Source organism: Actinosynnema sp. CA-299493 (assembly GCF_050946825.1).
Classification (GTDB): domain Bacteria; phylum Actinomycetota; class Actinomycetes; order Mycobacteriales; family Pseudonocardiaceae; genus Actinosynnema.
In genome coordinates this window covers 269151-293996 of record NZ_CP191993.1, presented here as the reverse complement: position 1 = coordinate 293996, position 24846 = coordinate 269151, and the positions used below count along the sequence as shown (strand labels likewise).

The window sequence follows — 24846 nt, the reverse complement described above, 5'->3', positions numbered from 1 at the left end:
CGCATAGGCTGATCCGGTGAACGGCTGGACCGACGAACTCACCCGGGCGCGGCTGCACGTGGTGACGGGCAAGGGCGGGACCGGCAAGACCACGGTCGCCGCCGCGCTCGCGCTGGCGCTGGCCACCGGCGGGCGGCGCGTGCTGCTGGTGGAGGTCGAGAACCGGCAGGGCATCGCGCAGCTCTTCGACCGCGCGCCGCTGCCGTACTCCGAGGAGCGGATCGCGTCCGCGCCCGGTGGCGGTGAGGTGCGCGCGCTCGCGGTGGACCCCGAGGCGGCGTTGCTCGAGTACCTCGACATGTTCTACAACCTCGGCTTCGCCGGCCGGACGTTGAAGAGGATGGGCGCGATCGAGTTCGCCACCACGTTGGCCCCCGGCCTGCGGGACGTGCTGCTCACGGGCAAGGTCAAGGAGTGCGTGCGCCGCGCGGGCAAGACCGGGCGGCACGAGTACGACGCGGTCGTGCTCGACGCGCCGCCGACCGGTCGGGTGGTCCGGTTCCTGGACGTCACCCGGGCCATGGCCGACCTCGCCAAGGTGGGGCCGATCAAGGGCCAGAGCGACGGCGTGGTCAAGCTGCTGCACTCCGGTGACACGGCGGTGCACCTGGTGGCGCTGCTCGAGGAGATGCCGGTGCGGGAGACGTTGGACGCGGTGGCCGACCTGGACGCCGCGGACCTGCGGCCGGGCGCGGTGTTCGTGAACCGGGTCAGCCAGCCGCGGTTGCCCGCGCGGTCGGTCGCGTCGGCGTCCGAGGGGCGCGTCGACCGCGGCCGGGTGCGGGCCGGGCTGGAGGCGGCGGGCCTGGAGGTGGACGGCGACGTGCTGGACGGGCTGGTCGAGCAGACCGTGGAGCACGCGTTGCGCGTCCGCACGGAGGAACGCGCGAAGGAGAAGCTGGCCGAGGCGGACCTGCCGACGCTGGAACTGCCGGAGGTGACCGACGGGGTGGACGTGGCCGCGCTCTACGAGCTGGCCGAGGTGCTGGTCGGGCGGGGTGTGCGGTGAACCGGCTCGACGTGGACGCGCTGCTGGACGACCCGGCGACCCGGGTGCTGGTGTGCTGCGGGTCCGGCGGCGTCGGCAAGACGACCACGGCGGCGGCGCTGGCCGTGCGGGCCGCCGAGCGCGGCAGGCGTGCCGTCGTGCTGACCATCGACCCGGCGCGCCGGCTGGCGCAGTCGCTGGGCCTCGGCGAGCTGGACAACCAGCCGCGGCGCGTCGAGGTGGAGGGCGTCAAGGGCGAGCTGCACGCGATGATGCTGGACATGCGTCGCACGTTCGACGACATGGTGTGGCAGCACGCCGGCCGTGAGCGGGCCGAGCAGATCCTGGCGAACCCGTTCTACCAGACGATCTCCACGTCGTTCTCCGGCACGCAGGAGTACATGGCGATGGAGAAGCTGGGCCAGCTGGTCGAACGCGACGAGTGGGACCTGGTCGTCGTGGACACGCCGCCGAGCCGGTCGGCGCTGGACTTCCTGGACGCGCCGCAGCGGCTGTCGACGGTGCTGGACGGCAAGCTGATCCGGATGCTGTCGGCGCCCGCCCGGGCGGGCGGGCGCGGCATCCGCAAGATCGTGGGCGCGGGCTTCGGCCTGTTCACCAAAGCCGTGTCCACCATCGTCGGAGGCCAACTCCTGCAGGACGCCTCGACGTTCGTGCAGGCGTTCGACAGCATGTTCGGTGGCTTCCGGCAACGCGCCCAGGCCACCTACGAGCTGCTGCGATCACCCGGAACCGGATTTCTGGTGGTCGCGGCGGCCGAACCGGACGCGTTGCGCGAAGCCAGCTACTTCGTGGAGCGGTTGAGCGCGGAACGGATGCCGTTGACCGGCCTGGTCGCGAACCGGACGCACCCGGTGCTGGCCCCCTTGCCGGCACCAGGCGCGTTGGCGGCGGCGGACCGGCTCGAGCGCACTGGAGACGCTCCGCTGGCTGCCGCGGTGTTGCGGGTGCACGCGGATCGCGTGGCCGTCGCCGATCGGGAGAAGCGACTGCTCGCGCGGTTCACCCGTGCGCACCCCGGTGTTCCGCTGATCGGGGTGCCCGCGCTGCCCACCGACGTGCACGACCTGGACGGCCTGCACGAGATCGGTCGGCGGTTGGCGGGCGAGTAGGGAAGCCCGGCCGGTCAGCCGACCGCGGACTCCTCGTGGTGCTCCTGACGTGCCGTGTCGAGGAGCTCGTGCCATGAGGTGACATCCGGGCGACGCCTCAGCAACGCCCGCCGTTCACGCTCCGTCATACCGCCCCACACACCGAATTCGATCCGGTTGTCCAGGGCCTCGGCAAGGCACTCGGTGCGCACCGGGCATCCCAGGCACACCACCTTCGCCTTGCGCTGCTCGGCGCCGCGAACGAAGAGCTGGTCCGGCTCTTCATCACGGCACGAGGCCTTGATCCGCCAATCCCCCTGCACCTGCTGCATATCCCCCACCTCAGTTCACACAGTGCCCAGAGCTTCTAAATCCGCCACACCCCTGCCGCGGATGCCGTAGGCTCACCATCGAGTGGTCGCGCCGTCGGCTGCTGTCGTGGACAGTGACGGACTGTAGAGCCTTCCGGTTCCACCTCCAACCCTGGGTTGCCCACCTGTTACCTGTCTTGAGTACGAGTACTCATCCTGTGTAATCAACTGTGCGCGATCCGAATCACCCCTTCAGGTGCCGCGTACGCTGACCTGCATGCGAGCCAGGAACGGCGTGCTGAAACTGCTCGGCCTGTGTCTGCTAGCCGGAGTGCTGCTGGCAGGCATGTTGTTCCCTGTCGTCGGCTCGCTGGGGGTGGTGTCGAACAGCGCCAGCGACACGGTCGACAGCATCTCGGCCGACCTGGTCACCACCGACCCGCCGTTGATCTCCACGATCACGGACAAGGACGGCGCGCCGATCGCCTACCTCTACGACCAGTACCGCGTGCTCGTCACGCCCGAGATGATCTCACCGACGATGAAGGCCGCGCTGATCTCCGTCGAGGACCGCCGGTTCTACGAGCACCAGGGCGTGGACTGGCGGGGCACGATCCGGGCCGGGTTGACGAACCAGTTCAGCGGCTCGGTCACGCAGGGCGCTTCGACGCTCACGCAGCAGTACGTGAAGAACTACCTCGTGCACGTCGTCGCGCGCAACAACCAGGTGGAGCAGCAGAAGGCGCAGGAGCAGACGGTCGCGCGCAAGGCGCGCGAGTGGCGCATCTCGTTGCAACTGGAGAGCCAGCTGGGCAAGGAGGAGATCCTCGCCCGGTACCTGAACGTGGTGCCGTTCGGCTCGACGATCTACGGCATCGCGGCGGCGTCGCAGGCCTACTTCAACACGACGGCGGACAAGCTGACCGTGTCGCAGGCGGCGATGCTCGCGGGCATGGTCAACAGCCCGTCCGCGCTGAACCCGGAGGTGTTCCCGGAGAAGGCGTTGGAGCGGCGCAACCAGGTGATCGACAAGATGGTCGAGAACGACAAGCTCTCGCGTGACGCCGCCACCGCCGCGAAGGCCGAACCGCTCGGCCTGGCGACGCCGGTGCGGACGCCGCCCAGCGGGTGCGTCGGCGCGGGGCCGGAGCACGGGTTCTTCTGCTCGTACGCGCTGAACTACTTGGCGCGCAACGGTTTCAGCCAGGAGCAGCTGAAGACCGGCGGCTACACGATCCGGACCACTTTGGACCGCACGATCACCGATCACGCGAAGCGGGCGGCGGAGGCGCAGGTCGCGAAGTCGACCGACGGGATCGCGAACACGATGGCGGTCGTGCGGCCGGGCAAGGAACGGCACGAGGTCGTGGCGCTGGTGGCGAACCGCGACTACGGGCTGAAGGCCGACCAGTTCCAGACCCAGTTCGACCTGCCGTCCGGGGTGGAGAACAAGTTCGGGGCCGGGTCGGTCTACAAGGTGTTCACGGCCGCGGCGGCGTTGGAGAAGGGCATGGGCATCGAGAACACGATGGCCACGCCGAACTCTTACGTGTCGCGGGTGTTCAAGGGCGGTGGGGACAAGTGCCCGCCGACCGGTGAGCCGAACACGCGGTGGTACTGCCTGGGCAACGCGTCGTCGTCGTACCCGGCGCAGATGTCGTTGCAGACGGCGTTGCAGACCTCGCCGAACACCGGGTTCGTGATCCTGGAAGAGCAGCTGGGCATGGACCCGGTGGTGGACATGGCGTCGCGGTTGGGGATGCGCGAGACGATGGCGACGAACATCGCGGGCGTGCGGCCGGACGCGAAGGCGAAGAGCAAGGAGCTGCGGATCTCGCAGACCGAGTTCTACAAGTCCAACGGCGGCAACGCCTCGTTCACGTTGAGCCCGGCGCCGGTGAGCACTTTGGAGCTGGCGAACGTCGCGGCGACGATCATGAGCGGCGGCGTGTGGTGCCCGCCGTCCCCGATCGCCCAGATCGTGGACCGCGCCGGCCAGCCCGTGCCGGTCAACGAGGCGCCGTGCGAGCAGGTCGTGGCCGAGCCCCTGGCGAACGGCCTGGCCGTGGGCATGTCGAAGGACGACCAGGCGAGCGGGACCGCCGCCGGCGCCGCCCGCCAGTTCAAGTGGACCCGGCCGATGCTGGGCAAGACGGGGACGACGGAGGACTACAAGTCGGCCGCGTTCATCGGCGCGACCCCGGACTTCGCCGGCGCCGTGCAGACCTTCAACGACGGCGTCGAACCGCGGGGGATCTGCGTCAACGGCGGCCCACCCCGCTTGTGCGGCAAGGGTGACATCTACGGCGGCACCGTCCCCGCGCGCACGTGGTTCGACACGATGACCAGGGTCCACGAAGGACTGCCGGTGCGCGGCATGCCGGCCGTCGAGGAGCGCTACCTCAAGGGCGGCAGCGAGATCCGCGTGCCCGAGGTGGTCGGCCGGAACGTCAACGACGCCACCCGGATCCTCGAACAGGCCGGCTACAAGGTCTCCGCGCAGAACCGCAACTCCGAGCAGGCCAAGGGCCAAGTCGTCGGCCAAACCCCTCGCGGCAGCGCCCTGAAGGGCACCGTGATCACCCTGCTGGTCTCCACGGGCTACGTCCCCCCGCCACAGGCGACCGACCCACCGACGACCACCGAACCCCAAAACCCGGGCCAAGGCCAACCAACCCGCCCCAACGACCCCATCCGCCCCACCGGCCCACCACAAATCACCATCCCCACCGACCCACCCCGCCGCTAACCCCCACCCCACCCGCTCCCGCCCTCCTCAGCCTGCCGCGTGCCGCAACCCGGGCGAGGCGGCGCAGCCCCACGGCGTGGCAGCCGCGAGACGTGGCACCAGGGCGCACGTGACCCGCAGCCGGGTCTGCCCCGCAGCCTCGATGGCCCGACTCGGCACGGCACCGGCACGGCGACGCTGTGGCTGTGATAGCGAGACGCAGAGCGGACGTGGCGACAGTCCGCGAGGCGCGTGGTGCCAGCGGGCCGATTGCGAGGGCATGGCGAGCGGGCACCATGCCGTGCCAGCTTGTGGCATCCAGTCGCGCGGCCGACTCACACTGCGGTCCTGCCTGCGTCCGGACGATCAGCCCGTCTCCGCCGAACACCCGGCTCCGTTCCGCCCCGTTCCCTCGTGGCTAGTCACAGCCGCAGCCGCAGTGGCAGTGGCAGTGGCAGCAGTGACGGGGATGGCTGGGGTGGTGGGCGGTGGTCGGAGGGTAGTGGGGTGGTCTCGAGGCTCCGCTGGTTTTCAACCGAGGTACGAGAACGGTGTTTCCGTACATTTTCGGGCGATGTTCACCCAATCGTGTTTGGTCTGACCGTTCTCGACCTCGAGTGTGGGGTGCTGAGCCGCAGCACCCCACGACCTGCGACCTTAGATCAGCTTGGCCTTGACCGCAGCGGCAACTCGGCCGCCGTCCGCGCGGCCCGCCACCTGGGCGTTGACCGCCTTCATGACCTGGCCCATCTGCCGCTGGCCGGGCTTCTCGCCGAGCTGCTCGGCCACCTGGGCGACCGCGGCGTCGACCAGGGTTGCCAGCTCGGCGTCGCCAAGCTGCGCCGGCAGGTACGCCTCCAGGATCTTGGACTCGGCCTGCTCCAACTCCGCCTGCTCGGTGCGGCCCGCGCCGGCGAACGCCTCCGCCGCTTCCTTGCGCTTCTTCACCTCACGGGTGATGACCTTGAGCACCTCGTCGTCACCGAGCTCGCGAGCGCTCTTGCCGGAGACCTCTTCGGTGGTCAGGGCGGCCAACGTCATCCGCAGCGCGCCTGCCCGGACCGTCTCCCGGCCCTTGATCGCCGCCGTCAGGTCCGCCTGCAACCGCGCCTTCAACTCCGCCATGAGCCGGAACGGTACCGGGAAGCCCGTCTCACCCCGAATCGGTTAACCCCCTACCCTCGACAACGTGAACACGCTCGGCCGAACGCTGCTTGCCACGACCGCCCTCGGCACCGCCACGCTCGCTTACGCGGCGGGCATCGAGCGGAGGCGGTGGACGTTGCGCGAGGCGACAGTGCCGGTGCTCGCGCCCGGCTCGTCGCCGCTGCGGGTGCTGCACATCTCGGACCTCCACATGATGCCGGGCCAGAAGTCCAAGCAGCGGTGGGTCGCCGCGCTGGACGAGCTGGAGCCGGACCTCGTCGTGAACACCGGCGACAACCTGGCGCACAAGCAGGCCGTGCCGGCGGTCGTGCGCGCGCTCGGTCCGCTGCTGAGCCGTCCCGGCGTGTTCGTGTTCGGCAGCAACGACTACTACGCGCCGCGCCCGAAGAACCCGGCCCGCTACCTGCTGCCGTCGGCGAAGACGCGGCGGATCCACGGCATCCCGCTGCCGTGGAAGGACCTGCGCGCGGCGATGGTCGAACGCGGCTGGCTGGACCTGACGCACGCGCGCCACCGGTTCGAGGTGAACGGCCTGGAGGTCTTCGCCGCGGGCCTGGACGACCCGCACCTCAAGCGCGACCGGTTCGACGAGATCAGCGGCCCGGTGCCGGACGTCCCGCTGCGCCTCGGCGTGACGCACTCCCCCGAGCCGCGCGTGCTGGACCCGTTCGCCGCAGAGGGCTACGACCTGGTGCTGGCGGGCCACACGCACGGCGGCCAGCTGCGCATCCCGGGCTACGGCGCGATCGTGACGAACTGCGAACTGGACCGGTCGCGTGCGCGCGGCGTCTCGCGGTGGGGCGCGCACATGTGGCTGAACGTGTCGGCCGGCCTGGGCACGTCGCCCTACGCCCCGGTCCGCTTCGCGTGCCCGCCGGAGGCGAGCCTGCTGACCTTGGTCCCGCGTCCCGTTGACGCAGGTCAGGACCTGTCCGACGCGAAAAGGGATACCCGGTTCGGAGTGGGTGGGAACGTCAGGTAGAGTTCTCCTCGTTCGAGAGCAAGCCGGGGTGTGGCGCAGTTTGGTAGCGCGCTTCGTTCGGGACGAAGAGGTCGCAGGTTCAAATCCTGTCACCCCGACACAGTTCAGGGCCTGTCCGAGAAGTATTCGGACAGGCCCTGAGTCGTCTTCGGTGTAGCTCTGCGCGGGGCGGCTCGTTGGAGGCCGATGCGGGCGCAGGTGTGAGGCTTGTGGGTGTGGTCGGACTGACGAAGAGTGGCTGGCTGGCGCGTCACGGGTGGTGAGGCCGTGACGCGCGCGGCTCTGCTGGGTCGGGTGGGCCCGACGCGGTTCACACGCCCCGCAGTGGCGGGTACGGCTGGTCCGGTTCGTTCTGCTTGTTGAGGTCCCTGGCTTCCTGGAGTTGGTCCTCCAGGGTGACGATGCGGCACGCGGCGTCGAGGCTCATGCCCTGGTCGACCAGTTCCCTGACCCGGGAGGCCAACCGGAGTTGGTACCGGGAGTAGCGGCGGTGGCCGCCTGACGAGCGCTCCGGCTCGATCAGCTTCGCCTCGTCAAGGCCCCGCAGGAAACCCGGCGTGGTGCCGAGCATCTCCGCGGCTCTGCCCATCGTGAAGGCGGGGTAGTGGTCGTCGTCCAAGTTGTCAGCCGCCAGTCGCGGCTCGTTCGTTTCTGGGTTCATCGCACCTCCGCGCCACGAGGGGCCCGGTGCCGTTTGTCGGCACCGGGCCCCAGGGTTATGGGTTCCCACCATCCGGCCTCGCGGCCGGTTTACCGTGTCCGCGTCATCCGCCCGTACAGCGGCGGAGACTGCGTGGATCGCGTTTGCGTAACCGGAGACCACCTTCCAATCTTTCTGGACTGCGGTACCCACCTGGCCCGACTTCGGCCTGAGGCAGGCGATCCGATGGTGTTCTGCCCTTCCCTTCTTCCTGGTTCTCGACTTGCTCGCCACTCGTTTCGGCGGTCGGCACCGGACTTCTCGCGCGCTCCGGCTCACCTCGTCGACCGCCCGGTCACCGCGCTGGAACCCCTTCTACTGATCGGCTCCAGCTCGCCTGACCGCCTTGCCACCGCATCACGGGTAGTTCGTCATCTCCCGTGCCGATCTGACGTTCTCTCTCGTACAAGGAGAACACTACACACGTCGGGGGGCGAATGTCTACTCCCGCGATCACAGATTTACTCGTTCGGATGGCTACGACTGCCTGACCTGCCCAGACGTCAATCGCGCCTCTCGGATCTCCTCGCTCGGCCACTGGCTCGCCCACGCGGACGACACCTCCTGGCACTCGCGGTTGGCCGGGGTGGGCGCCTGGATCCCGATCAGGTCGTCCACGGTGAAGCCGGACGAGCGCAGCAGCCGCAGCACCTCGCCGTGCGGCAGGGGAAGTCGAGGCCGATTCGGCCTGCATCTCGCGGGCGGTGTCGAGCCGGCGGGCCGAGATGTCGATGCCGACGGGCGGGCGCCCATCCTGGCCGGCCACGCCGACACGTAGGCGGTGCCGCAGCCGAGTTCGACGACGTCCATCCCGGACACGTCCGGCGGCAGGGCCGAGACCTCGGACTCGGGGGTGGCCCACAGGCCCCGGCGCGGTTCGGTCTTCGACCAGTGCTCGCGCGTCAGGGGGCCGTGCGCGGCGGCGGCGTTGTCTTCCCAGTGACGGCGGTTGAGTTCCGCGTGGTCGATCGTGTGCCCATTGGAGCGGGTGGCGCGGCGGACGCCGAACCGATTTCCGGTCGGGTGGCGGTCGGGAGGGTCCGCTGATCCCCCCGACCGCGCCGACCGGACGTCACTTCACGTGCGGTCGCAGCTCCGCGAGGCGCCGGAGGAGTTCGCCGACCTCGTTCCAGTCGAGCTTCGCGGACTCGCCGGGCGGGGTGTGGATGCAGACGTTGCCCTCTTCGGTGAGCGACACCTCCAGCGTGCGCCGACGACCCAGGGCGTCGGTGCACCCGACGCGACCGCCCTGCCGAACCGTGTTCTCGATCATCGGTCAGACCTCCCTGCGCTGCCACCCGTGTAACCCGTGATTCGTTCGGACCAACGAGGACGTTACGAACTACTCCCCGCTGTTTCTTAATTCGCCGGACCCGGCGTGTCGCGAGGGCCTGTCACGTTCCGTTAACCCGATCGAGTGAAGGTTGTCGATCTAAGTGACGTTGAGTAACGACCAGCGGAGACGGGACGACGACGAGTCGACAAGTCCGATTGGCGTCCACCACCGCCGGCAGGGAGATGCGCATGACGACCGACACCGCCACCAGGAGCTGGGTCCCGATGATCGCCTGGGCGCAGGTCACGATCGGTTTGACCGGTCTGGTCGGGGTTCTGGCCTCGCCGCTCGCGGCCCTCGTCGTCGCCGTGATCACCGTGCCGATCGCCGCGGCCTGCCGTGCCCTCGTCCGGGCGTCGCGCAAGCTGGACCGGATCATGGCCGAGGAGCTCGACCGCTGAACCGCCCTGCCCGGTGACCTTCCGTGGCCGAATCGCTCTCACGCACCGTGAACGCGGCGCGGCATGATCGTGGACATGGGAGACGTGCGGCGCGTGTACGGGGCCGGTGACCTGGCGGCGTTACCGGTGTTCGCCGGTGGTTTCATCAACTTCGGCTACTGGGCGGGCATCCCGCTGGACGGCGGGCTGACCGTCGAGCAGCGGATCGCCTCGCAGCAGGCCCTGTACGACCTGGTCGTGACCGCGCTCGGGATCGGACCGGGCGACCGGGTGATCGAGGTCGGCTCGGGGCGCGGCCTGGGCGCGCGTCGCGTCCTGAGCCGCGGGCCGGCGGTGGTCCGGGGCGTCGACCTGGTGCCGGAGCAGGTCGCGCGGGCGGCGGAGGCCAACGACGACCCGCGCGCGGCGTTCGTCCAGGGCGCGTGCGACGACCTCCCGTTCCCCGACGCGTCGTTCGACGCCCTGCTGTCCGTGGAGGCCGCGCAGCACTTCGAGGACGTCCCGGGGTTCGCGCGCGAGAGCGCCCGCGTGCTCGCGCCGGGCGGGCGGTTGGCCGTCACCACGTTCTTCACCAGGACGGATGACGCGGGGGCGCGGCTGGCCGAGCTGCTGGAGACGTTCGCCTCCGGCCTCGACCGCGCCCACCGCGTCGACGACGTGGTGCGCGACCTGCGTGGGGCCGGGTTCGCCGAGGTCACCGCGCGCGCCATCGGCGAGCACGTGTGGCGCGGCCTGGACCGGTGGCTCGAACTGGGCCCGCGCCCCGACCACTGGGACCGCAACTGGTTGCGCGCCGCCGAGCGGGGTCTCGTGGACTACTACCTGGTCACCGCGCGGAAGCCGGCAGGATCGGGTGTGTGACGACGCACCCGACCGCCGAAGTGCCCGACCCGCTGTTCGCCGACGCCGAGGCCGAAGCCCGCTGGCGGGCCCGCTTCACGGCACCGCGCGTGAGCCTGCCGGGGTGGGCCGACGACGCGCCCGACCGCAGCCTGTACCTGTCGAACTCCAGCGGCGTGTGGGAGATCTACGCCTGGGACCGCGCGAGCGACACCCACCGCAAGGTGACCGACCGCCCGAACGGCACGTCGCACGGCGCGCTCAGCCCCGACGGCGCCGCGATCTGGTGGTTCGCCGACACCGACGGTGACGAGTTCGGCACGTGGGTCAGCGAGCCGTTCAAGCCGGGTGACGGCCCGAAGCCCGCCGTCGACGGCGTGCCCGCGGGCTACCCGGCCGGGTTGGAGATCGGGCACGAGGTCGTCGCGGTCGGCACGTCCACCGACGACGGCACCACCGTTTACGTGGCGCGCGGCGGCGGGCCGGCCGAGGTGGTCTACGCGCACGAGAACGACGGCGGCGTGTCGGCGTTGTCCAAGGACGAGACGCTGGTCGTGCTGTCGCACTCCGAGCACGGCGACAACCGGCACGCGGCGCTGCGCGTGATCACCCCGTCAGGTGAAAAAGTCACTGAGAAGTGGGACGGGCCGGGGAAGGGCCTGGACGCGATCGCGTTCAGCCCGGTGCGCGGCGACAACCGGCTGCTGGTCGGGCACGAGCGGCGCGGCAAGGACGAGCTGCTGATCTGGGACGTCGCGGCGGACACCGAGACCGAGGTCGTGATCGACCTGCCGGGCGAGATCAGCGCCGACTGGTACCCGGACGCGCGGTCGCTGCTGGTCCTGCACACGTTCCAGGCGCGCAACACCCTGCACCGCTACGACCTGGGGACCGGCGTCCTGTCGGCGTTGGACACCCCGCACGGCACGGTGGGCGGCGCGAACGTGCGGCCCGACGGCGCGGTGGAGTACTCGTGGTCGTCGGCCGGGCAGCCGGGGGTGGTGCGGGTGCTGGACGTGGACGGCGACGAGCGCGTGCTGCTGGAGCCGCCCGGCCACAAGGCGCCGCCGTCGGTCGACCTGACCGACGTGTTCGTGGGCGACGTGCACGCCCTGGTCGCGCGGCCGGCCGGTGCGCCCGACGGTCCGCTGCCGACGGTGTTCCACCTGCACGGCGGGCCGCACTCGGCGGACGAGGACCGGTTCTCCGCGTACCGCGCGGTGTGGCTGGACGCCGGGTTCGCCGTGGTGCACGTGAACTACCGCGGGTCCACCGGGTACGGGTCGAAGTGGCGTGACGCGATCGAGGGCCGGCCGGGGTTGACCGAGCTGGAGGACGTGGCGGCGGTGCACGAGTGGGCCGTCGGGTCCGGGTTCGCCGACCCGGCGAGGTGCGTGGTCAACGGCGCGTCGTGGGGCGGGTACCTGTCGCTGCTGGCGCTGGGCACGCAGCCGGAGCGGTGGGCGGCGGGTGTCGCGGGCGTGCCGGTGGCGGACTACCTGGCCGCTTACGAGGACGAGATGGAGCCGCTGCGCGCGTTCGACCGGGCGTTGTTCGGCGGTTCGCCGGAGGAGGTGCCCGACCGGTACCGCGAGTGCTCGCCGTTGACGTACGTGGACGCGGTGCGCGCGCCCGTGCTCGTGCTGGCGGGGGAGAACGACCCGCGCTGCCCGATCCGGCAGATCGACAACTACCTGGAGCGGCTGGCGGCGCGCGGGGCGGCGTACGAGGTGTACCGGTACGACGCCGGGCACGGGTCACTGGTGGTCGCCGAGACGATCCGGCAGACGGCCGCCGAAGTCGCTTTCGTGCAGCGCGTGCTCTAGGAGCGGCGGGCCCGGCGCTCGCCGCGAGGACGGTGCCGGCGCTCGTCGCGAGGGCGGTGCCGCAAGGACGGTGCCGTGGGGCCGGCGCTCGCCGCGAAGGCCGTGCTGCGCAGGAGTCCCCGCCCAAGGGACCCCTGGTTTGATTTTACCGGCGGGGTACGACATTTTCGGGGGCCACCGGAGGTCCGGTGGCCCCCGTGAGGGCGACACCCGCGGCGCGGGGTGGGAGTGGTGGTCAGGCTTGTTGGGCCTGCCACATCCAGTGGGCCTGCTCGAAGTTCTTCGTGATCTCGATCAGCAGGTCCTGGGTGACGAGGTCGGACTTGTCGGTCTCGTCGATCCGCTCGCGCAGCCGGCCGATCAGCTCGCCCAGCGCGGTGACGACGGCGGCGACGACCTCGTCCTCCTTCAGCCAGCCGCCGGGGAAGTCCGGCACGCCCGAGCCCGCCGCCACGGTCTTCGCCTTGCCGTCCGGCGAGATGCCGAGCGCGGCGGCCCGTTCGGCCACCTCGTCGGTGTACGTGCGGGCGGTCGTGACGAGGTCGTCCAGTTGGAGGTGGACGCTGCGGAAGTTCTTGCCGACGACGTTCCAGTGCGCCTGCTTGGCCACCAGGGACAGGTCGACCAGGTCGACCAGGGTGGACTGGAGCACCGCACCGACCGACGCCTTGTCCGCGTCGGACAGCGGGCTGCTGATCGGAGACTTCTGGGACTTGCTCATGGGTCTGACGCCTCCTCAAACGGTGGTCGTGAGAGCCACTTCGATGTTGCCTCGCGTGGCGTTGGAGTACGGGCAGATCTGGTGCGCGGCGGCGGTCAGCCGCTCGGCCACGGCCTGCTCGACGCCCGGGATGTGCGCCGCCAGCTCGACGGCCAGCTGGAAGCCGCCGCTGCCGTTCGCGCCGAGGTCGACCTTGGCGGTCACCGACGTCTCGCCGACCTTGACCTTGGCCTGCCGCGCGGCGACCTTCAGCGCGCTGTGGAAGCACGCCGCGTAGCCGGCCGCGAACAGCTGCTCGGGGTTGGTCATCTCGCCGCCGGGGCCGCCCAGCTCCGCGGGCGTGGAGAGCTGCTCGTCGATCACCCCGTCGGAGGAGCGGACCTCGCCGTTGCGACCGTCCCCGACTGCGATGGCTTCCGCGGTGTAGAGCACCTGCATGTGAACGCTCTCCTTCGAGCTGGTGGTCGAGCCCGTCGATCAGCTCAACACCCGGCCGAAGCCGAACCACACCCGGTGGTGTGGCAGCTCACGCCCCCCTCACACTTACCCGCTCAGCCCGCCCTCGACACGGCGAACTCGGCCACCTGTCGCCCGATCGTGCGGAGTTGGTCGGCCACGGACGGCACCGTGCAGCCGCCTTCGAGGTCGAACTCGACCTCGCGCGAGTTCACCGCCGCGCCCAGCGGCGTCGGCCAGCCGCGCAGGGCGTGCACGATCGAGCGCAACGCGGTCAGCGTGGTCACCGACGCCTGCCACCCCTGGGCCGTGGCCACGCAGCCGACCGCGCGGCCGTCCAGGTAGGGGCGGTCGTCGCCGCGCAGGTCCTCGATGTAGTCCAGGGCGTTCTTGACCAGGCCGGACACCGTGCCGTGGTAGCCGGGCGAGACGAGCACGACGCCGTCCGCGCCGCGCAGCGCCTCGACGAGCCGGCGCGCGTTGTCCGTGCGGTCCGGGATGGCCGGGTCGTAGAACGGGAGCACCAGGTCGGGTCCGGAGACCTCGACGACCTTCGCGCCCGCGTCCACGGCGCCCTCCAGGGCGATCCTCATCGCGCGCTCGGACTGCGAGTTGGGGCGGAGGGATCCGCCGATGCCCACCACGGTGACCGTCATGGTGTCCGATCCTGCCACCTGGACCTAACTGGAGGTCCACTCGCTCGCCGCAGCCCTTACCGGCTAGTAACGTACGTCTCATGTCGAAGCTCGCCGAGTCGATCCCCCCCGGTGTCCTGGCCGGTGCCCTGCGCTTCGTGTTCGGCCTGCCCGCGCCGCTGCGCAGGCTGATCGCCGGACCTCCCGTCACGGTGGACGGCCAGCGGCTGCACCCGGAGGCCCAGCTGCTGCTGAGGTTGCAGCGGCTCAGCGGCGAGGACTGGCAGACGACCACGCCCGCCGCGAACCGCCTGGCGCTGACCCGCAGCAACGCCCTGGTGCGCGGTCCCGTCATCGGTGGCGTGGCGGTGCGCCCGCTGTCGCTCGACGGCGTCGGCGCGCGGTTCTACGAGCCGACCGGACTGGCCGCCGGCTCGCCGCTGCTGGTCTTCTACCACGGTGGCGGATGGGTCAGCGGCGACCTGGACAGCCACGACAACCTGTGCCGGTTCCTCGCCGTCGAGGGCGGGGTGCGGGTGCTGTCGGCCGACTACCGGCTCGCGCCGGAGCACCCGTTCCCGGCGGCGGCGGACGACGCGCGGACGGCGTTCGAGTACGCGGTGGCGCACGCCGACGAGCTGCGGATCGACCCGCGGCGGATCGCGTTGGGCGGTGACAGCGCGGGCGGCAACCTGGCGGCGGTGACCGCGCTGCACGCGGGCGAGGTGAAGCCGGTGTTCCTGCTGCTGTTCTACCCGGCGGTGGACGCGTCGGTGCGGCGGCGGTCGCGGGAGCTGTTCGGCAACGGGTTCTTCCTCACCGACCAGAAGATGGACTGGTTCCTGGACCACTACGCGCCGTCACGCGACACGCACACCGATCCGCGGCTGTCGGTGCTGCTGGCGGAGGACCTGAGCGGGCTGCCGCCGACGTACCTGGCGACGGCCGGGTTCGACCCGCTGCGGGACGAGGGCGAGGCGTTCGCGGAGAAGCTGGCGGAGCAGGGCGTGCCGGTGGTGCTGCGGCGGTACGAGGGGTTGTTCCACGGTTACGCGAACATCCTCGGCGTCGGTGGCGTGTTCCGGGAGGCGGTGGCGGAGGCGGTCGGGTCGCTGCGCACCGGGTTGGCGCTGGCCAACACGCGGCAGGACATCCCCGAGACCGCGTGACGCCGGAGACCGCGTGACGGCGAGGACAGGGCCGCCCGGACGGATCCGGACGGCCCTGTCGGGACGTGCACTGTCAGGGGTGCACGAGTCGGGGTGGCACGAGTCGGATTGGCGCGGATCGGGGTGGCGCGGTCACCGGCCGAAGGCCGCCGCGATCTTGTCGCCGGTCTCCTTGTCGATGGAGCGCCAGTACTCGAACACGCGCTCCAGCACCGGCTCGGACACGCCGTTCGACGCGTGCCCGATCACGGTCCGCACGAGGCGCTCGCGCTGGCCCTCGTCCATCACCTCGCGGATCAGGGTGCCCGCCTGGCCGAAGTCGTCGTCCTCCGCGTGCAGCTTGTAAGCCGAACGGGTGACCACGTCCTCGACGCCGTAGGACGACGCCACCTCGCCGGCCGCCTCGGCGGACGCGTGCGGGCCGCCGTAGGAGTTCGGCGCGTACACCGGGTCGGCGGCGTTCGCGAACCGCATCGCGCCGTCCTTGGAGTACGAGTGGACCGGCGACTTCGGCCGGTTCACCGGCAGCTCGTTGTAGTTCGCGCCGATCCGGTACCGGTGGGCGTCCGGGTAGGAGAAGATCCGGCCGATCAGCATCCGGTCCGGCGACGTGCCGATGCCGGGCACCAGGTTCGTGGGCTCGAACGCGGCCTGCTCGATCTCCGCGAAGTAGTCCGCCGGGTTGCGGTCGAGCACGAGCTTGCCCACCTCGATCAGCGGGTAGTCGGCGTGCGGCCACACCTTGGTCAGGTCGAACGGGTTGAAGCGGTACGTCGCGGCGTCCGCGTAGGGCATCACCTGCACGCGCAGCGTCCACGACGGGAACTCGCCGCGCTCGATGGCGTGCCACAGGTCGGCGCGGTGCGCGTCGGCGTCCTCGCCGGCGATCCTCGCGGCCTCCTCCGACGTCAGGGTCTCGATGCCCTGGTCGGTCTTGAAGTGGTACTTCACCCAGAAGCGCTCGCCGGCGGCGTTCTCCCACAGGTACGTGTGCGAGCCGTAGCCGTTCTGGTGGCGCCAGGTCTTCGGGATGCCGCGGTCGCCCATCAGCCACGTCACCTGGTGCGCGGTCTGCGGTTGCAGCGTCCAGAAGTCCCACTGCATGTCGTGGTCGCGGCGGCCGGTGTCGGCGCGGCGCTTCTGCGAGCGGATGAAGTCCGGGAACTTGATCGGGTCGCGCAGGAAGAACACCGGGGTGTTGTTGCCGACGAGGTCGTAGTTGCCTTGCGCGGTGTAGAACTTCAGCGCGAAGCCGCGCGGGTCGCGCCAGGTGTCGGGCGAGCCGAGCTCGCCGGCGACGGTCGAGAAGCGCAGCAGCGTCTCGGTCTTCACGCCGGGCTGGAAGAGGGCCGCCTTGGTGAAGCGGCTGACGTCCTCGGTCGTCTCGAAGTAGCCGAACGCACCGCCACCTTTGGCGTGCACGACCCGCTCGGGCACCCGTTCCCGGTTGAACTGGGCGTTCTTCTCGATCAGGTAGTGGTCCTGGAGCAGGATCGGGCCGTTGGCGCCGAGGGTCAGCGAGTGGTCGTCGCTCGCGACCGGGATGCCCGCGTTGGTGGTGGTGGGACGCGCTTCCGTCACGCTGGTAGCTCCTTCTGAGGGGGTCGGCAGTCAGGGCGCATGGCAGTCCGGGCAGAGTCCCCAGAACAGGACCTCCGCCTCGTCCACGGTGAAGCCGGCCGCGTTCGAGGGCTCCAGGCAGGGCGCGGCGCCGTGGACGCAGTCGACGTCCTCGGTCCGGCCGCAGTCCCGGCACACGAGGTGGTGGTGGTTGTCGCCGGTCCGCGTCTCGTACCGCGCCGGGTGGCCGGCGGGTTCGATCCGGCGCAGCAACCCGGTCCGCGCGCACGCGTGCAGCACGTCGTAGACGGCTTGCGTCGACACGGACCCCAACCTGGCCCGCACGCCCGCGGCGACCGCTTCGGCCGTGGCGTGGGGGTGCTCGGCGAGCCAGTCGAGCACCGCGACCCGGGGCGCGGTGACGCGCAGCCCGGCGTCCTTGAGCAGCTCGCGAGGTCCTGGGGTCATGGCTCCACCACTCCACCACGCTTTCTGGAACAGGTCAAGAAAACGAACGGTTAAACGTGTTGCCCCGGCGGGTGAAGATGGGCACGTGAACGTCTCCCGCTACCTGGCCGTCCTCCGAACGCCGCGCGTGCCCGGCTTCATGCTGTTGATGCTGCTGGCACGCGTGCCCCCGACGGCGGCGGGCATGACGATCACGATGCACGTCCTCCTCGCCCTGGACCGAGGTTACGGCGCGGCGGGCCTGGTCGGCGCGGTCAGCACGATCGGCATCGCGGTGGGCTCGCCGCTGATGGGCCACCTGGTCGACCGGCGCGGTCTGCGCGCGATGCTGGTGCTGTCGATGGTCACCGAGGGCGTCTTCTGGTTCGTCGCCCCGCTGCTGTCCTACGAGGTGCTGCTCGTCACGTGCTTCATCACCGGCATCACCGTGATGCCCGTGATGTCGCTGGGCAGGCAGATCCTGACCGCGCTCGTGCCGGAGGACCGCAGGCGCACCGCGCTCGCGATGGACTCGATGGCCGTCGAGCTCTCGTTCATGGCCGGGCCGGCGCTGGGCGTGGCGCTCACCACGCAGGCGTCGAGCCGGACGGCGATGTGGGCGATCGGCGCGTCCATGGTCCTGATCGGCGCGATCCTCTGCGCGGTGGACCCGCCGGTGCGGCGCGAGGGCGAGACCGCCGGCGCGCGGGTGCCCCGGCGGGAGTGGTTGGACGGCCGGCTGCTCGGCGTGCTGATCAGCGCGGGCGGCGCGACGTTCGTGCTGTCGGGCGTCGAGGTGTCGGTGGTGGCGTCGATGCGCGGGCTCGGGCTGACCGGGTGGACCGGCGCGATGATCGTGGTGATGTGCGTGGCGTCGTTGGCGGGCGGTTTCCTGTACGGCGGGCTGACGCGCGTGCCGCCGTTGTGGGCGCTGATGGGCGGCATGGGGGTGCTGGCCGTGCCGATCGGCCTGTTCGGCTGGTCGCCGTGGTGGCTGGCGCTGGCGCTGGTGCCGACGAACTTCCTGTGCGCGCCGACGATCACCGCGACGGGCGAGCTGATCACGAAGCACGCGCCGGCGTCCGCGCGCGGCGTGGCGATGGGCTTGCAGAGCTCGGCGTTCACGCTGGGCGTGGCGCTGGGCGCGCCGGTCGCCGGTGTCGTGATCGACCACTCGTCGCCGGCGTGGGGCTTCGCGGTGGCGGGCGTCGGCGCGGTCGTGATCGCGGCGGGCACGGTGGTGCTGGGCCGTCACGTCCGCGCTTCACACCAGGTCGCGTAGGGCCTGGTAGAGGCGGTCGATGGCGGGGCGGGCCCGGGCGTAGTGGCGGACGGCGTCCGGGTCGGGCGAGATCGTCCTCACCGGCTCGACCAGGTCGGCGGCGATGGTCAGCGACCCGATCTCGCCCAGCGCCCGCCAGGCGACCAGGGCCGCGCCGACGCCGGAGCCCTCGCTGTCGTCGGCCAGTTCCAGGTCCAGGCCCAGCGCGGACGCCAGCACGGTCGCCCACAGGTCGCTGCGGAACGCGCCGCCGGTCACCCGGACCGCGTGCACCTCCGCCACCGAGCGCACCGCGTCCAGCACCAGCGCCAACTGCTGCGCGACGCCCTCGACCAGCGCACGGGTGATCTCGGCCCGCCCGTGCTCGCGCCGCAGCCCGATCACCGCCGACGTCGCGTCCGCGTCCCACCACGGCGCGCGCTCGCCCAGCAGGTACGGCAGCGCGGTCACGCCGGCCGCGCCGACCGGCACCCCGGCGGCCTCGTCGAGCAGGTCGCCCACGTCCACGCCGAACGTCTCGGCGGCCCACTGCGCCACCACACCACCGTTGCTGACCGCACCGCCGAGCACCCACAGCCCCTCGGCGACGGCGTAGCAGAAGACCCGCCCCTGCTCGTCCACCGCCGGTGACGAGCGCACCACCCGCAGCGCGCCGCTCGTGCCCAGCGACACCGCCGCCACACCCGGCACGACCGCGCCGACGCCGAGGTTCGCCATCGGCCCGTCGCCGCCGCCCAGCACGACCGGCAGGCCGGCGGGCAGGCCGGGGACGTCCAGCGTCAGCGGGAACGAGTCGACCGGCGCGCGCAGCTCCGGGAGCTGGTCGGCGCGGACGCCGGCGAAGTCCAGCGCGGTCGGGTGCCAGTCCAGCGCCACGAGGTCCATCAAGCCGGTCGCGGACGCCGACGAGTGCTCGGTCACCAGCTCGCCGGTCAGCTGGAGCGCGACGAAGTCCTTGAGCCCGCACCACCGCGCGGCGGAGAACCCCTGGTCGTGGAACCACGCCAGCTTCACCAGCGGCGACATGGTGTGGATCGGGGTGCCGGTCGCGCGGTGCAGCGCGATCCCCTCGGCCGTGCCGCGCAGCCGCGCCGTCTGCTCCAGGGCGCGGTTGTCCGCCCACGACAACGACGGCGTGACGGGCGTGCCCGAGGCGTCCAACCCGACCAGGGTGTGCATCGCGCCGGTCAACGACAGCGCCCGCACGGTGAGCCCCCGCGCCGCGACCTCGCGCAACGCCCGCAGCGCCGCGGCCCACACCTCGACCGGGTCGTGGGTCGCCTCGCCGGAGGGCGTGGTGCGCATCGGGTAGCCGTGCTCCGCCGATGCCACCACGCCCGCGTCCCGGTCCACCGCGATGACCTTGGTCGACGTCGTCCCCAGGTCGATCGCGAGCACTACCTCAGCCATGGGGGTGAACCTACAGCCGGGCGGCCAGCTCCTCGGCGATCTCGTAGGTGTTCAGCGCCGCACCCTTGCGCAGGTTGTCGCCGCACACGAAGAAGTCCAGCGTGTTCGGGAAGTCCAGCGCCTGCCGCACCCGGCCCACGTAGGTCGGGTCGCCGCCGACCACGTCCGCCGGCGTGGGGAACTCCTTCGCCGCCGGGTCGTCCACCAGCACGAGGGACGGCTGGGCCTCGAAGAGCTCGTGCGCCTGCTGGACGGTCACCTCGCGGGCGAACGTCGCGTGCACCGCGAGCGAGTGCGTCGTCACCACGGGCACGCGCACGCAGGTCGCCGACACCTTCAGGTCCGGGATGCCCAGGATCTTGCGGGACTCGTTGCGGACCTTCAGCTCCTCGCTGGTCCACCCCTCGTCCTTCAGGGAACCGGCCCACGGCACCACGTTGAACGCCAGCGGCGCGGGGAACGGCGAGTCCGACACCGGCAGGCCGGCGGCCTCCAGCGTCTCGCGCACGTCGCCCGCGCGCACGCCGACCTCCTTGCCCGCCAACGCCGAGATCTCCGCGTACAGCCGGTCGATCGCCGCCTGCCCGCCGCCCGACGCCGCCTGGTAGGACGCCACGACCAGCTCGCGCAGCTCGAACTCCCGGTGCAGGGCGCCCAGCGCGGCCATCATCGACAACGTCGTGCAGTTCGGGTTCGCGATGATGCCCTTGGGGCGCACGCCGATCTGGTCGGCGTTCACCTCCGGCACCACCAGCGGCACGTCGGGGTCCATCCGGAACGCGCCCGAGTTGTCCACCGCGACCGCGCCCTTCGACGCGGCGATCGGCGCCCACTCGGCCGACACCTCGTCCGGCACGTCGAACATCGCGACGTCCACGCCGTCGAACGCCTCCGGCGACAGGGCCACCACGGTCAGCTCTTCGCCGCGCACGGTGATCTTCTTGCCCGCCGAGCGCGCGGACGCGATCAGCCGGACCTCGCCCCACGGCACGGACTCCCGGCCGTTCATGATGTCGACCATGACGGTGCCGACGGCGCCGGTGGCTCCCACGAGAGCCAGGACAGGGCCTCGCGAGGCACCAGGGTTCGCGCTCATCGTCCACTCCCCGCGTACACCACGGCCTCTTCGTCGCCGCCGAGCTCGAACGCGTCGTGCAGGGCGCGCACCGCGTCGTCGAGCTGCGTGTCGCGGCAGATGACCGAGATCCGGATCTCCGAGGTGGAGATGATCTCGATGTTGACGCCGGCCGCGGCCAGCGCCTCGCAGAACTGCGCGGTCACGCCGGGGTGCGAGCGCATGCCCGCGCCGACCAGCGACACCTTGCCCACGTGGTCGTCGTAGAGCACCTGGTCGAAGCCGATCTCCTCGCGCGACTTCTCCAACGCGGCGACCGCGCGCGGTCCGTCGTCCTTCGGCAGGGTGAACGTGACGTCGGTGCGGCCGGACACGGCCTGGGAGACGTTCTGCACGACCATGTCGATGTCGAGTTCCGCCTGGGCCACGACGCGGAAGATCCGCGCCGCCATGCCGGGCAGGTCGGGCACCGCCGTCACGGTGACCTTGGCCTCGGACCGGTCGTGCGCGACGCCGGTGATCATCGCCTGTTCCACGGGAAGGTCCTCCACTGACCCGGACACGATGGTCCCGGGCTTGTTGCTGAACGAAGATCGGACGTGCACCGGGACGCCGTAGCGGCGGGCGTACTCGACGCAGCGCAGCATGAGCACCTTGGCCCCGCACGCCGCCATCTCGAGCATCTCCTCGTAGGTGATGGTCTCCAGCCGCTTGGCGTTCGGCACGATGCGCGGGTCGGCGGTGAACACGCCGTCGACATCGGTGTAGATCTCGCAGACGTCGGCCTTCAGCGCCGCCGCCAACGCCACCGCGGTGGTGTCGGTGCCGCCGCGGCCGAGCGTGGTGATCTCCTTGCTGTCCTGGCTGACGCCCTGGAAGCCCGCGACGATCGCGATGGCGCCCTCCGCGAGCGCGTCCTGGATCCGGCTCGGCGTCACGTCGATGATGCGCGCCTTGCCGTGCACGGACGTGGTGATCACGCCGGCCTGCGAGCCGGTGTAGGAACGCGCCTCGGCGCCCAGCGAGCTGATCGCCATCGCCAGCAACGACATGGAGATGCGCTCACCGGACGTGAGCAGCATGTCCATCTCGCGGGCGGGCGGCACCGGGGACACCTGGCGCGCGAGGTCGAGCAGCTCGTCGGTGGTGTCGCCCATCGCGGAGACCGCGACGACGACCTCGTTGCCCGCTTTGCGGGTCGCGACGACGCGCTCGGCCACCCGTTTGATCCGCTCGGCGCTCCCGACCGAGGAACCGCCGTACTTCTGGACGACGAGCGCCACAGACCCACTCCTCCCAGGTGCTTAAAGCCCAGCTTGTCAGGCACCCTACCTGGCCCAAGGAGTGGACAGCGGTCGCCGTGACGCCCACTACTCTCGACCCCGTGTCGACCCTGGAGGCCGTTCGCGTGGAGCCGGAGGACGCGTCGAGCGCGCGCGGGCGGTTGGCGCGCGTGGCCAGACACCGGGTCACCGCGCTGCTCGCGCCCGCGCTGCTCTACCTGGCCGTCCGCGAGCTCGGTCTGGTCGCGCTCCAGCTGATGGCGGCGCGGTGGGACAAGGACGTCACGCGGGCGCTCACGTCGTGGGACGGGCAGTGGTTCCTGGGCATCGCCGAGGGCGGCTACGCGGACGTGCCGACGTGGCTCGTGGACGCGTTCGGGCGGCGGACGGACGAGACGCCGCTGGCGTTCTTCCCCGGCTACCCGACGCTGGTGCGGTGGGTCGACGGGCTGCCCGGTGTGCCGACGGTCGGCGCCGCGTTCGCGGTGAGCCTGGTCAGCGGCGTGCTGTGCGCCTACGGGCTGGCCCGGCTGGGTTCGCGGGTGTCGGGCGGGTCGCGCCGGGCCGGTGTCGTGCTGGTGGTGCTGTTCGCGGCGTCGCCGATGTCGGTGGTGCTGTCGATGACGTACTCCGAGGCGACGTTCTGCGCGCTCGCCGTGTGGTCGCTGGTCGGCGTGGTGGAACGGCGCTGGGTGCCGGCCGGCGCGTGCTGCGCGGCGGCCGGGCTGGTGCGGCCGACCGCGGCGGCGCTGGTCCTGGCGGTGTGCGCGGCGGCCCTGGTCGCGGCGTGGCGGCGCCGGGACGACTGGCGGCCGTGGGTGGGCGCGCTGGTCGCGCCGCTCGGGCTGCTCGGCTACCTCGGGTACGTCGCGGTGCGCACCGGCCGCTGGGACGGCTGGTTCGCCGTGCAGCAGATCGGGTGGGACTCGCGGTTCGACGGCGGCGCGGCCACCTGGAGGTTCGCGCTGCTCATCCTGGGCGAGCCCCGGTCGGTGCTGGAGCTGGCCACGGTGTGGCTGCTGGTGGTGGCGCTGGCCCTGGTGGTGCTGAGCTACCGGCGCGGGCTGGAGTGGCCGCTGGTCGTCTACGGCGCCGGCGTGCTCGCCATGGACCTCGGGTCGAACGGGCTGATGAACTCGAAGGCGCGGCTGCTGCTGCCCGCGTTCACGCTGCTGGCGCCGATCGCGCTGGCGCTGGCGCGGCGGCGGACGAGCACGGCGGTGGCGGTGCTGGTGGGCGTGTCGGTGTTCAGCGCCTGGTTCGGCGCGTACGCCATCACGGCGTGGCCGTACGCGATCTGATCGAGGAGCATGGGGTCGTGGACGGCAACGACGTGATCATGCGGCGCTGGAGCCCGCGGGCGTTCGACGGCACGGCCGAGGTGCCGCCGGAGACCGTGCGCGCGCTGCTGGAAGCGGCCCGGTGGGCGGCCTCGCACGGCAACACCCAGCCCGCCCGGTTCGTCGTCGGCTACCGCGGTGACGACACGTTCGAGCGAATCTTCGCGGCGTTGCGACCGGGCAACCAGGTGTGGGCGGGGCGGGCGTCGGTGCTGCTCGTGGGCGCGGTGGCCGAGTCGGACGAGCGCGGGCCGGTGCCCAACACCGAGTTCGGGCTGGGGCTCGCGGTGCAGAACCTGGTGCTGCGGGCCGTCGAGCTGGGCCTGGTCACGCACCAGATCGGCGGGTTCGCGCCGGAGGAGGTGCGGGAGGCGTTCGGGCTGCCCGACCACGTGCGCCCGGTCGTCGTGATCGCGGTGGGGCGGCTCGGCGACGACGAGGAGCTGCCGGAGGACCTGCGGGCCCGGGAACGGCGACCGCGGGTGCGCAGGCCGCTGGGCGAGACCGCGTTCGCGGGCAGGTGGGGCCGGCCGGCGTTCGCGGACGAACAGCCGGTCCCCGCCGCAGGGGGGAAGACGGCGGGGACCGGGGCGGAAGGGGTCTAGCGGGCCACGACGCGGGCCAGCAGACCGGTGACGACGAGCCAGAACACCGCCGCGAGGCCGTAGTTCAGGATCACGTCGACGTTGACGTTGCCCGTCTGGAACAGCCCTGGGAAGAACAGCGCCAGCGGCTCGGCGAGCTGCTGGATGAAGCGGAAGAACGCGTTGGCCGTGTTCACCCCGATGAGGAGCATGAGGATGTACAGCACCTCGATGCCCGCGAAAACGGCACCGACACCGCGGATCACTCGGGCAGCGGTGGAGCTGCCGCTGCGCGTTGAGGTTCGCCATCTGGACATGTCCGGAAGATGCCCTAACCACGATCAAGTGAAACCCGATCGGGTGAAGTTCCACCATCTGGGCGCTCGGTTCCACCTCGGCGCGAAATCCGGTTAACCTGTCCGTCATGGCACGCGCCCTCCTGCTTCGCCGCCGTGACGGGGTCTGATCAGACCGGCCCCCCGTCGCGGGACGA

General features: G+C 71.4%; 25 protein-coding genes and 1 tRNA gene. 12 read left to right on the top strand and 14 right to left on the bottom strand.

The window, feature by feature from the left end:
• Positions 1–16 precede the first annotated feature (16 nt).
• Together bagA and bagB are read left to right on the top strand one after the other, a co-directional pair.
• Positions 17–1009, top strand: coding sequence for an ATPase BagA (bagA, locus tag ACQPYE_RS01475; protein WP_498718711.1), 993 nt, complete (start codon positions 17–19; stop codon positions 1007–1009).
• The gene (bagB, locus tag ACQPYE_RS01470) at positions 1006–2121 is read left to right on the top strand and encodes an ATPase BagB (RefSeq protein ID WP_230570035.1); all 1116 of its coding nucleotides are present in this window, start codon (positions 1006–1008) and stop codon (positions 2119–2121) included. The genes bagA and bagB overlap by 4 nt, the downstream gene beginning before the upstream one ends.
• Positions 2122–2135: 14 nt before the next feature.
• Here bagB and ACQPYE_RS01465 read toward each other — a convergent pair whose 3' ends face one another.
• Positions 2136–2432, bottom strand: a complete 297-nt coding sequence (locus ACQPYE_RS01465; RefSeq protein ID WP_123744590.1) for a WhiB family transcriptional regulator — start codon at positions 2430–2432, stop codon at positions 2136–2138.
• 256 nt (positions 2433–2688) lie between these two features.
• Between ACQPYE_RS01465 and ACQPYE_RS01460 the strand changes: the two genes are divergently transcribed.
• Entirely contained in the window at positions 2689–5160 is a 2472-nt protein-coding gene (locus ACQPYE_RS01460) for a transglycosylase domain-containing protein (protein ID WP_498718710.1), read from the top strand.
• Between the two features lie 636 nt (positions 5161–5796).
• Here ACQPYE_RS01460 and ACQPYE_RS01455 read toward each other — a convergent pair.
• Positions 5797–6264, bottom strand: a complete 468-nt coding sequence (locus tag ACQPYE_RS01455) for a GatB/YqeY domain-containing protein (RefSeq protein WP_498718709.1) — start codon at positions 6262–6264, stop codon at positions 5797–5799.
• Positions 6265–6328: 64 nt separating this feature from the next.
• Here ACQPYE_RS01455 and ACQPYE_RS01450 point away from each other — a divergent pair, with 64 nt between their 5' ends.
• Both ACQPYE_RS01450 and ACQPYE_RS01445 read left to right on the top strand, forming a co-directional pair.
• On the top strand, positions 6329–7288 hold the full coding sequence (locus ACQPYE_RS01450; RefSeq protein WP_498718708.1) for a metallophosphoesterase: 960 nt from the start codon (positions 6329–6331) through the stop codon (positions 7286–7288).
• Between the two features lie 24 nt (positions 7289–7312).
• Positions 7313–7386, top strand: a tRNA-Pro gene (locus ACQPYE_RS01445).
• Between the two features lie 212 nt (positions 7387–7598).
• Here the strand turns inward: ACQPYE_RS01445 and ACQPYE_RS01440 are convergent.
• The 3 genes from ACQPYE_RS01440 to ACQPYE_RS01430 form a co-directional block, all read right to left on the bottom strand.
• Positions 7599–7949 (bottom strand): helix-turn-helix domain-containing protein, encoded by a 351-nt coding sequence (locus ACQPYE_RS01440; protein ID WP_498718707.1) that lies wholly within the window; start codon positions 7947–7949, stop codon positions 7599–7601.
• A 516-nt stretch (positions 7950–8465) separates the two neighbouring features.
• The gene (locus ACQPYE_RS01435) at positions 8466–8798 is read right to left on the bottom strand and encodes a hypothetical protein (protein WP_498718706.1); all 333 of its coding nucleotides are present in this window, start codon (positions 8796–8798) and stop codon (positions 8466–8468) included.
• A gap of 262 nt (positions 8799–9060) precedes the next feature.
• Positions 9061–9261, bottom strand: coding sequence for a hypothetical protein (locus ACQPYE_RS01430; RefSeq protein WP_053715626.1), 201 nt, complete (start codon positions 9259–9261; stop codon positions 9061–9063).
• A 251-nt stretch (positions 9262–9512) separates the two neighbouring features.
• On the opposite strand from ACQPYE_RS01430, the gene ACQPYE_RS01425 reads away from it, so the two are divergent.
• From ACQPYE_RS01425 to ACQPYE_RS01415, 3 genes are all read left to right on the top strand, one after another.
• Complete coding sequence (locus tag ACQPYE_RS01425) at positions 9513–9725, top strand: hypothetical protein (protein WP_498718705.1); 213 nt, start codon at positions 9513–9515, stop codon at positions 9723–9725.
• Positions 9726–9800: 75 nt separating this feature from the next.
• Positions 9801–10586: a class I SAM-dependent methyltransferase gene (locus ACQPYE_RS01420; protein ID WP_498718704.1), complete on the top strand. Its 786-nt coding sequence runs from the start codon at positions 9801–9803 to the stop codon at positions 10584–10586.
• Positions 10583–12391 carry a prolyl oligopeptidase family serine peptidase gene (locus ACQPYE_RS01415; RefSeq protein ID WP_498718703.1) on the top strand — a complete coding sequence of 603 codons (1809 nt, stop codon included), beginning with the start codon at positions 10583–10585 and terminating at the stop codon, positions 12389–12391. Before ACQPYE_RS01420 ends, ACQPYE_RS01415 begins: the two co-directional genes overlap by 4 nt.
• 235 nt (positions 12392–12626) lie before the next feature.
• On the opposite strand, the gene ACQPYE_RS01410 is transcribed toward ACQPYE_RS01415, so the two are convergent.
• The 3 genes from ACQPYE_RS01410 to ACQPYE_RS01400 all read right to left on the bottom strand — a co-directional run bounded on the left by ACQPYE_RS01410 (position 12627) and on the right by ACQPYE_RS01400 (position 14224).
• Positions 12627–13112, bottom strand: a complete 486-nt coding sequence (locus ACQPYE_RS01410; RefSeq protein ID WP_498718702.1) for a Dps family protein — start codon at positions 13110–13112, stop codon at positions 12627–12629.
• 15 nt (positions 13113–13127) lie between these two features.
• Positions 13128–13550 (bottom strand): organic hydroperoxide resistance protein, encoded by a 423-nt coding sequence (locus ACQPYE_RS01405; RefSeq protein WP_498718701.1) that lies wholly within the window; start codon positions 13548–13550, stop codon positions 13128–13130.
• 113 nt (positions 13551–13663) lie between these two features.
• Complete coding sequence (locus tag ACQPYE_RS01400) at positions 13664–14224, bottom strand: NADPH-dependent FMN reductase (protein WP_498718700.1); 561 nt, start codon at positions 14222–14224, stop codon at positions 13664–13666.
• A gap of 80 nt (positions 14225–14304) precedes the next feature.
• Between ACQPYE_RS01400 and ACQPYE_RS01395 the strand changes: the two genes are divergently transcribed.
• The gene (locus tag ACQPYE_RS01395; RefSeq protein WP_498718699.1) at positions 14305–15372 is read left to right on the top strand and encodes an alpha/beta hydrolase; all 1068 of its coding nucleotides are present in this window, start codon (positions 14305–14307) and stop codon (positions 15370–15372) included.
• 132 nt (positions 15373–15504) lie between these two features.
• Here the strand turns inward: ACQPYE_RS01395 and ACQPYE_RS01390 are convergent, their stop codons facing one another.
• On the bottom strand, positions 15505–16953 hold the full coding sequence (locus ACQPYE_RS01390) for a catalase (RefSeq protein ID WP_498718698.1): 1449 nt from the start codon (positions 16951–16953) through the stop codon (positions 15505–15507).
• 30 nt (positions 16954–16983) lie between these two features.
• Positions 16984–17400 carry a Fur family transcriptional regulator gene (locus ACQPYE_RS01385; protein ID WP_498718697.1) on the bottom strand — a complete coding sequence of 139 codons (417 nt, stop codon included), beginning with the start codon at positions 17398–17400 and terminating at the stop codon, positions 16984–16986.
• 85 nt (positions 17401–17485) lie between these two features.
• Here ACQPYE_RS01385 and ACQPYE_RS01380 point away from each other — a divergent pair, with 85 nt between their 5' ends.
• A complete protein-coding gene (locus tag ACQPYE_RS01380) occupies positions 17486–18661 on the top strand; it encodes an MFS transporter (RefSeq protein WP_498718696.1) in 1176 nt (391 codons plus the stop codon).
• On the opposite strand, the gene ACQPYE_RS01375 is transcribed toward ACQPYE_RS01380, so the two are convergent.
• From ACQPYE_RS01375 to ACQPYE_RS01365, 3 genes are read right to left on the bottom strand one after another with little or no spacing between them, the layout of a single operon-like run.
• Positions 18644–20071, bottom strand: coding sequence for a gluconokinase (locus ACQPYE_RS01375; RefSeq protein ID WP_498718695.1), 1428 nt, complete (start codon positions 20069–20071; stop codon positions 18644–18646). The genes ACQPYE_RS01380 and ACQPYE_RS01375 overlap by 18 nt on opposite strands.
• A 10-nt stretch (positions 20072–20081) precedes the next feature.
• Positions 20082–21167 carry an aspartate-semialdehyde dehydrogenase gene (locus tag ACQPYE_RS01370; protein WP_498718694.1) on the bottom strand — a complete coding sequence of 362 codons (1086 nt, stop codon included), beginning with the start codon at positions 21165–21167 and terminating at the stop codon, positions 20082–20084.
• Positions 21164–22429 (bottom strand): aspartate kinase, encoded by a 1266-nt coding sequence (locus tag ACQPYE_RS01365; RefSeq protein ID WP_498718693.1) that lies wholly within the window; start codon positions 22427–22429, stop codon positions 21164–21166. Before ACQPYE_RS01365 ends, ACQPYE_RS01370 begins: the two co-directional genes overlap by 4 nt.
• 101 nt (positions 22430–22530) lie before the next feature.
• Here ACQPYE_RS01365 and ACQPYE_RS01360 point away from each other — a divergent pair, with 101 nt between their 5' ends.
• Together ACQPYE_RS01360 and ACQPYE_RS01355 are read left to right on the top strand one after the other, a co-directional pair.
• Entirely contained in the window at positions 22531–23730 is a 1200-nt protein-coding gene (locus ACQPYE_RS01360; protein WP_498718692.1) for a hypothetical protein, read from the top strand.
• A gap of 38 nt (positions 23731–23768) precedes the next feature.
• Complete coding sequence (locus ACQPYE_RS01355; protein WP_498722814.1) at positions 23769–24374, top strand: nitroreductase family protein; 606 nt, start codon at positions 23769–23771, stop codon at positions 24372–24374.
• On the opposite strand, the gene ACQPYE_RS01350 is transcribed toward ACQPYE_RS01355, so the two are convergent.
• A complete protein-coding gene (locus tag ACQPYE_RS01350) occupies positions 24371–24670 on the bottom strand; it encodes a hypothetical protein (RefSeq protein WP_498718691.1) in 300 nt (99 codons plus the stop codon). The genes ACQPYE_RS01355 and ACQPYE_RS01350 overlap by 4 nt on opposite strands.
• Positions 24671–24846 lie beyond the last annotated feature (176 nt).

Bases quoted from the DNA above. Each gene is read 5' to 3' on its own strand.
- ACQPYE_RS01465 (WP_123744590.1), bottom strand. From the start codon at position 2,432: ATGCAGCAGGTGCAGGGGGATTGGCGGATCAAGGCCTCGTGCCGTGAT.
- ACQPYE_RS01460 (WP_498718710.1), top strand. From the start codon at position 2,689: ATGCGAGCCAGGAACGGCGTGCTGAAACTGCTCGGCCTGTGTCTGCTA.
- ACQPYE_RS01455 (WP_498718709.1), bottom strand. From the start codon at position 6,264: ATGGCGGAGTTGAAGGCGCGGTTGCAGGCGGACCTGACGGCGGCGATC.
- ACQPYE_RS01440 (WP_498718707.1), bottom strand. From the start codon at position 7,949: ATGAACCCAGAAACGAACGAGCCGCGACTGGCGGCTGACAACTTGGAC.
- ACQPYE_RS01435 (WP_498718706.1), bottom strand. From the start codon at position 8,798: ATGGACGTCGTCGAACTCGGCTGCGGCACCGCCTACGTGTCGGCGTGG.
- ACQPYE_RS01430 (WP_053715626.1), bottom strand. From the start codon at position 9,261: ATGATCGAGAACACGGTTCGGCAGGGCGGTCGCGTCGGGTGCACCGAC.
- ACQPYE_RS01425 (WP_498718705.1), top strand. From the start codon at position 9,513: ATGACGACCGACACCGCCACCAGGAGCTGGGTCCCGATGATCGCCTGG.
- ACQPYE_RS01420 (WP_498718704.1), top strand. From the start codon at position 9,801: ATGGGAGACGTGCGGCGCGTGTACGGGGCCGGTGACCTGGCGGCGTTA.
- ACQPYE_RS01410 (WP_498718702.1), bottom strand. From the start codon at position 13,112: ATGAGCAAGTCCCAGAAGTCTCCGATCAGCAGCCCGCTGTCCGACGCG.
- ACQPYE_RS01405 (WP_498718701.1), bottom strand. From the start codon at position 13,550: ATGCAGGTGCTCTACACCGCGGAAGCCATCGCAGTCGGGGACGGTCGC.
- ACQPYE_RS01400 (WP_498718700.1), bottom strand. From the start codon at position 14,224: ATGACGGTCACCGTGGTGGGCATCGGCGGATCCCTCCGCCCCAACTCG.
- ACQPYE_RS01395 (WP_498718699.1), top strand. From the start codon at position 14,305: ATGTCGAAGCTCGCCGAGTCGATCCCCCCCGGTGTCCTGGCCGGTGCC.
- ACQPYE_RS01385 (WP_498718697.1), bottom strand. From the start codon at position 17,400: ATGACCCCAGGACCTCGCGAGCTGCTCAAGGACGCCGGGCTGCGCGTC.
- ACQPYE_RS01375 (WP_498718695.1), bottom strand. From the start codon at position 20,071: ATGGCTGAGGTAGTGCTCGCGATCGACCTGGGGACGACGTCGACCAAG.
- ACQPYE_RS01370 (WP_498718694.1), bottom strand. From the start codon at position 21,167: ATGAGCGCGAACCCTGGTGCCTCGCGAGGCCCTGTCCTGGCTCTCGTG.
- ACQPYE_RS01355 (WP_498722814.1), top strand. From the start codon at position 23,769: ATGCGGCGCTGGAGCCCGCGGGCGTTCGACGGCACGGCCGAGGTGCCG.
- ACQPYE_RS01350 (WP_498718691.1), bottom strand. From the start codon at position 24,670: ATGTCCAGATGGCGAACCTCAACGCGCAGCGGCAGCTCCACCGCTGCC.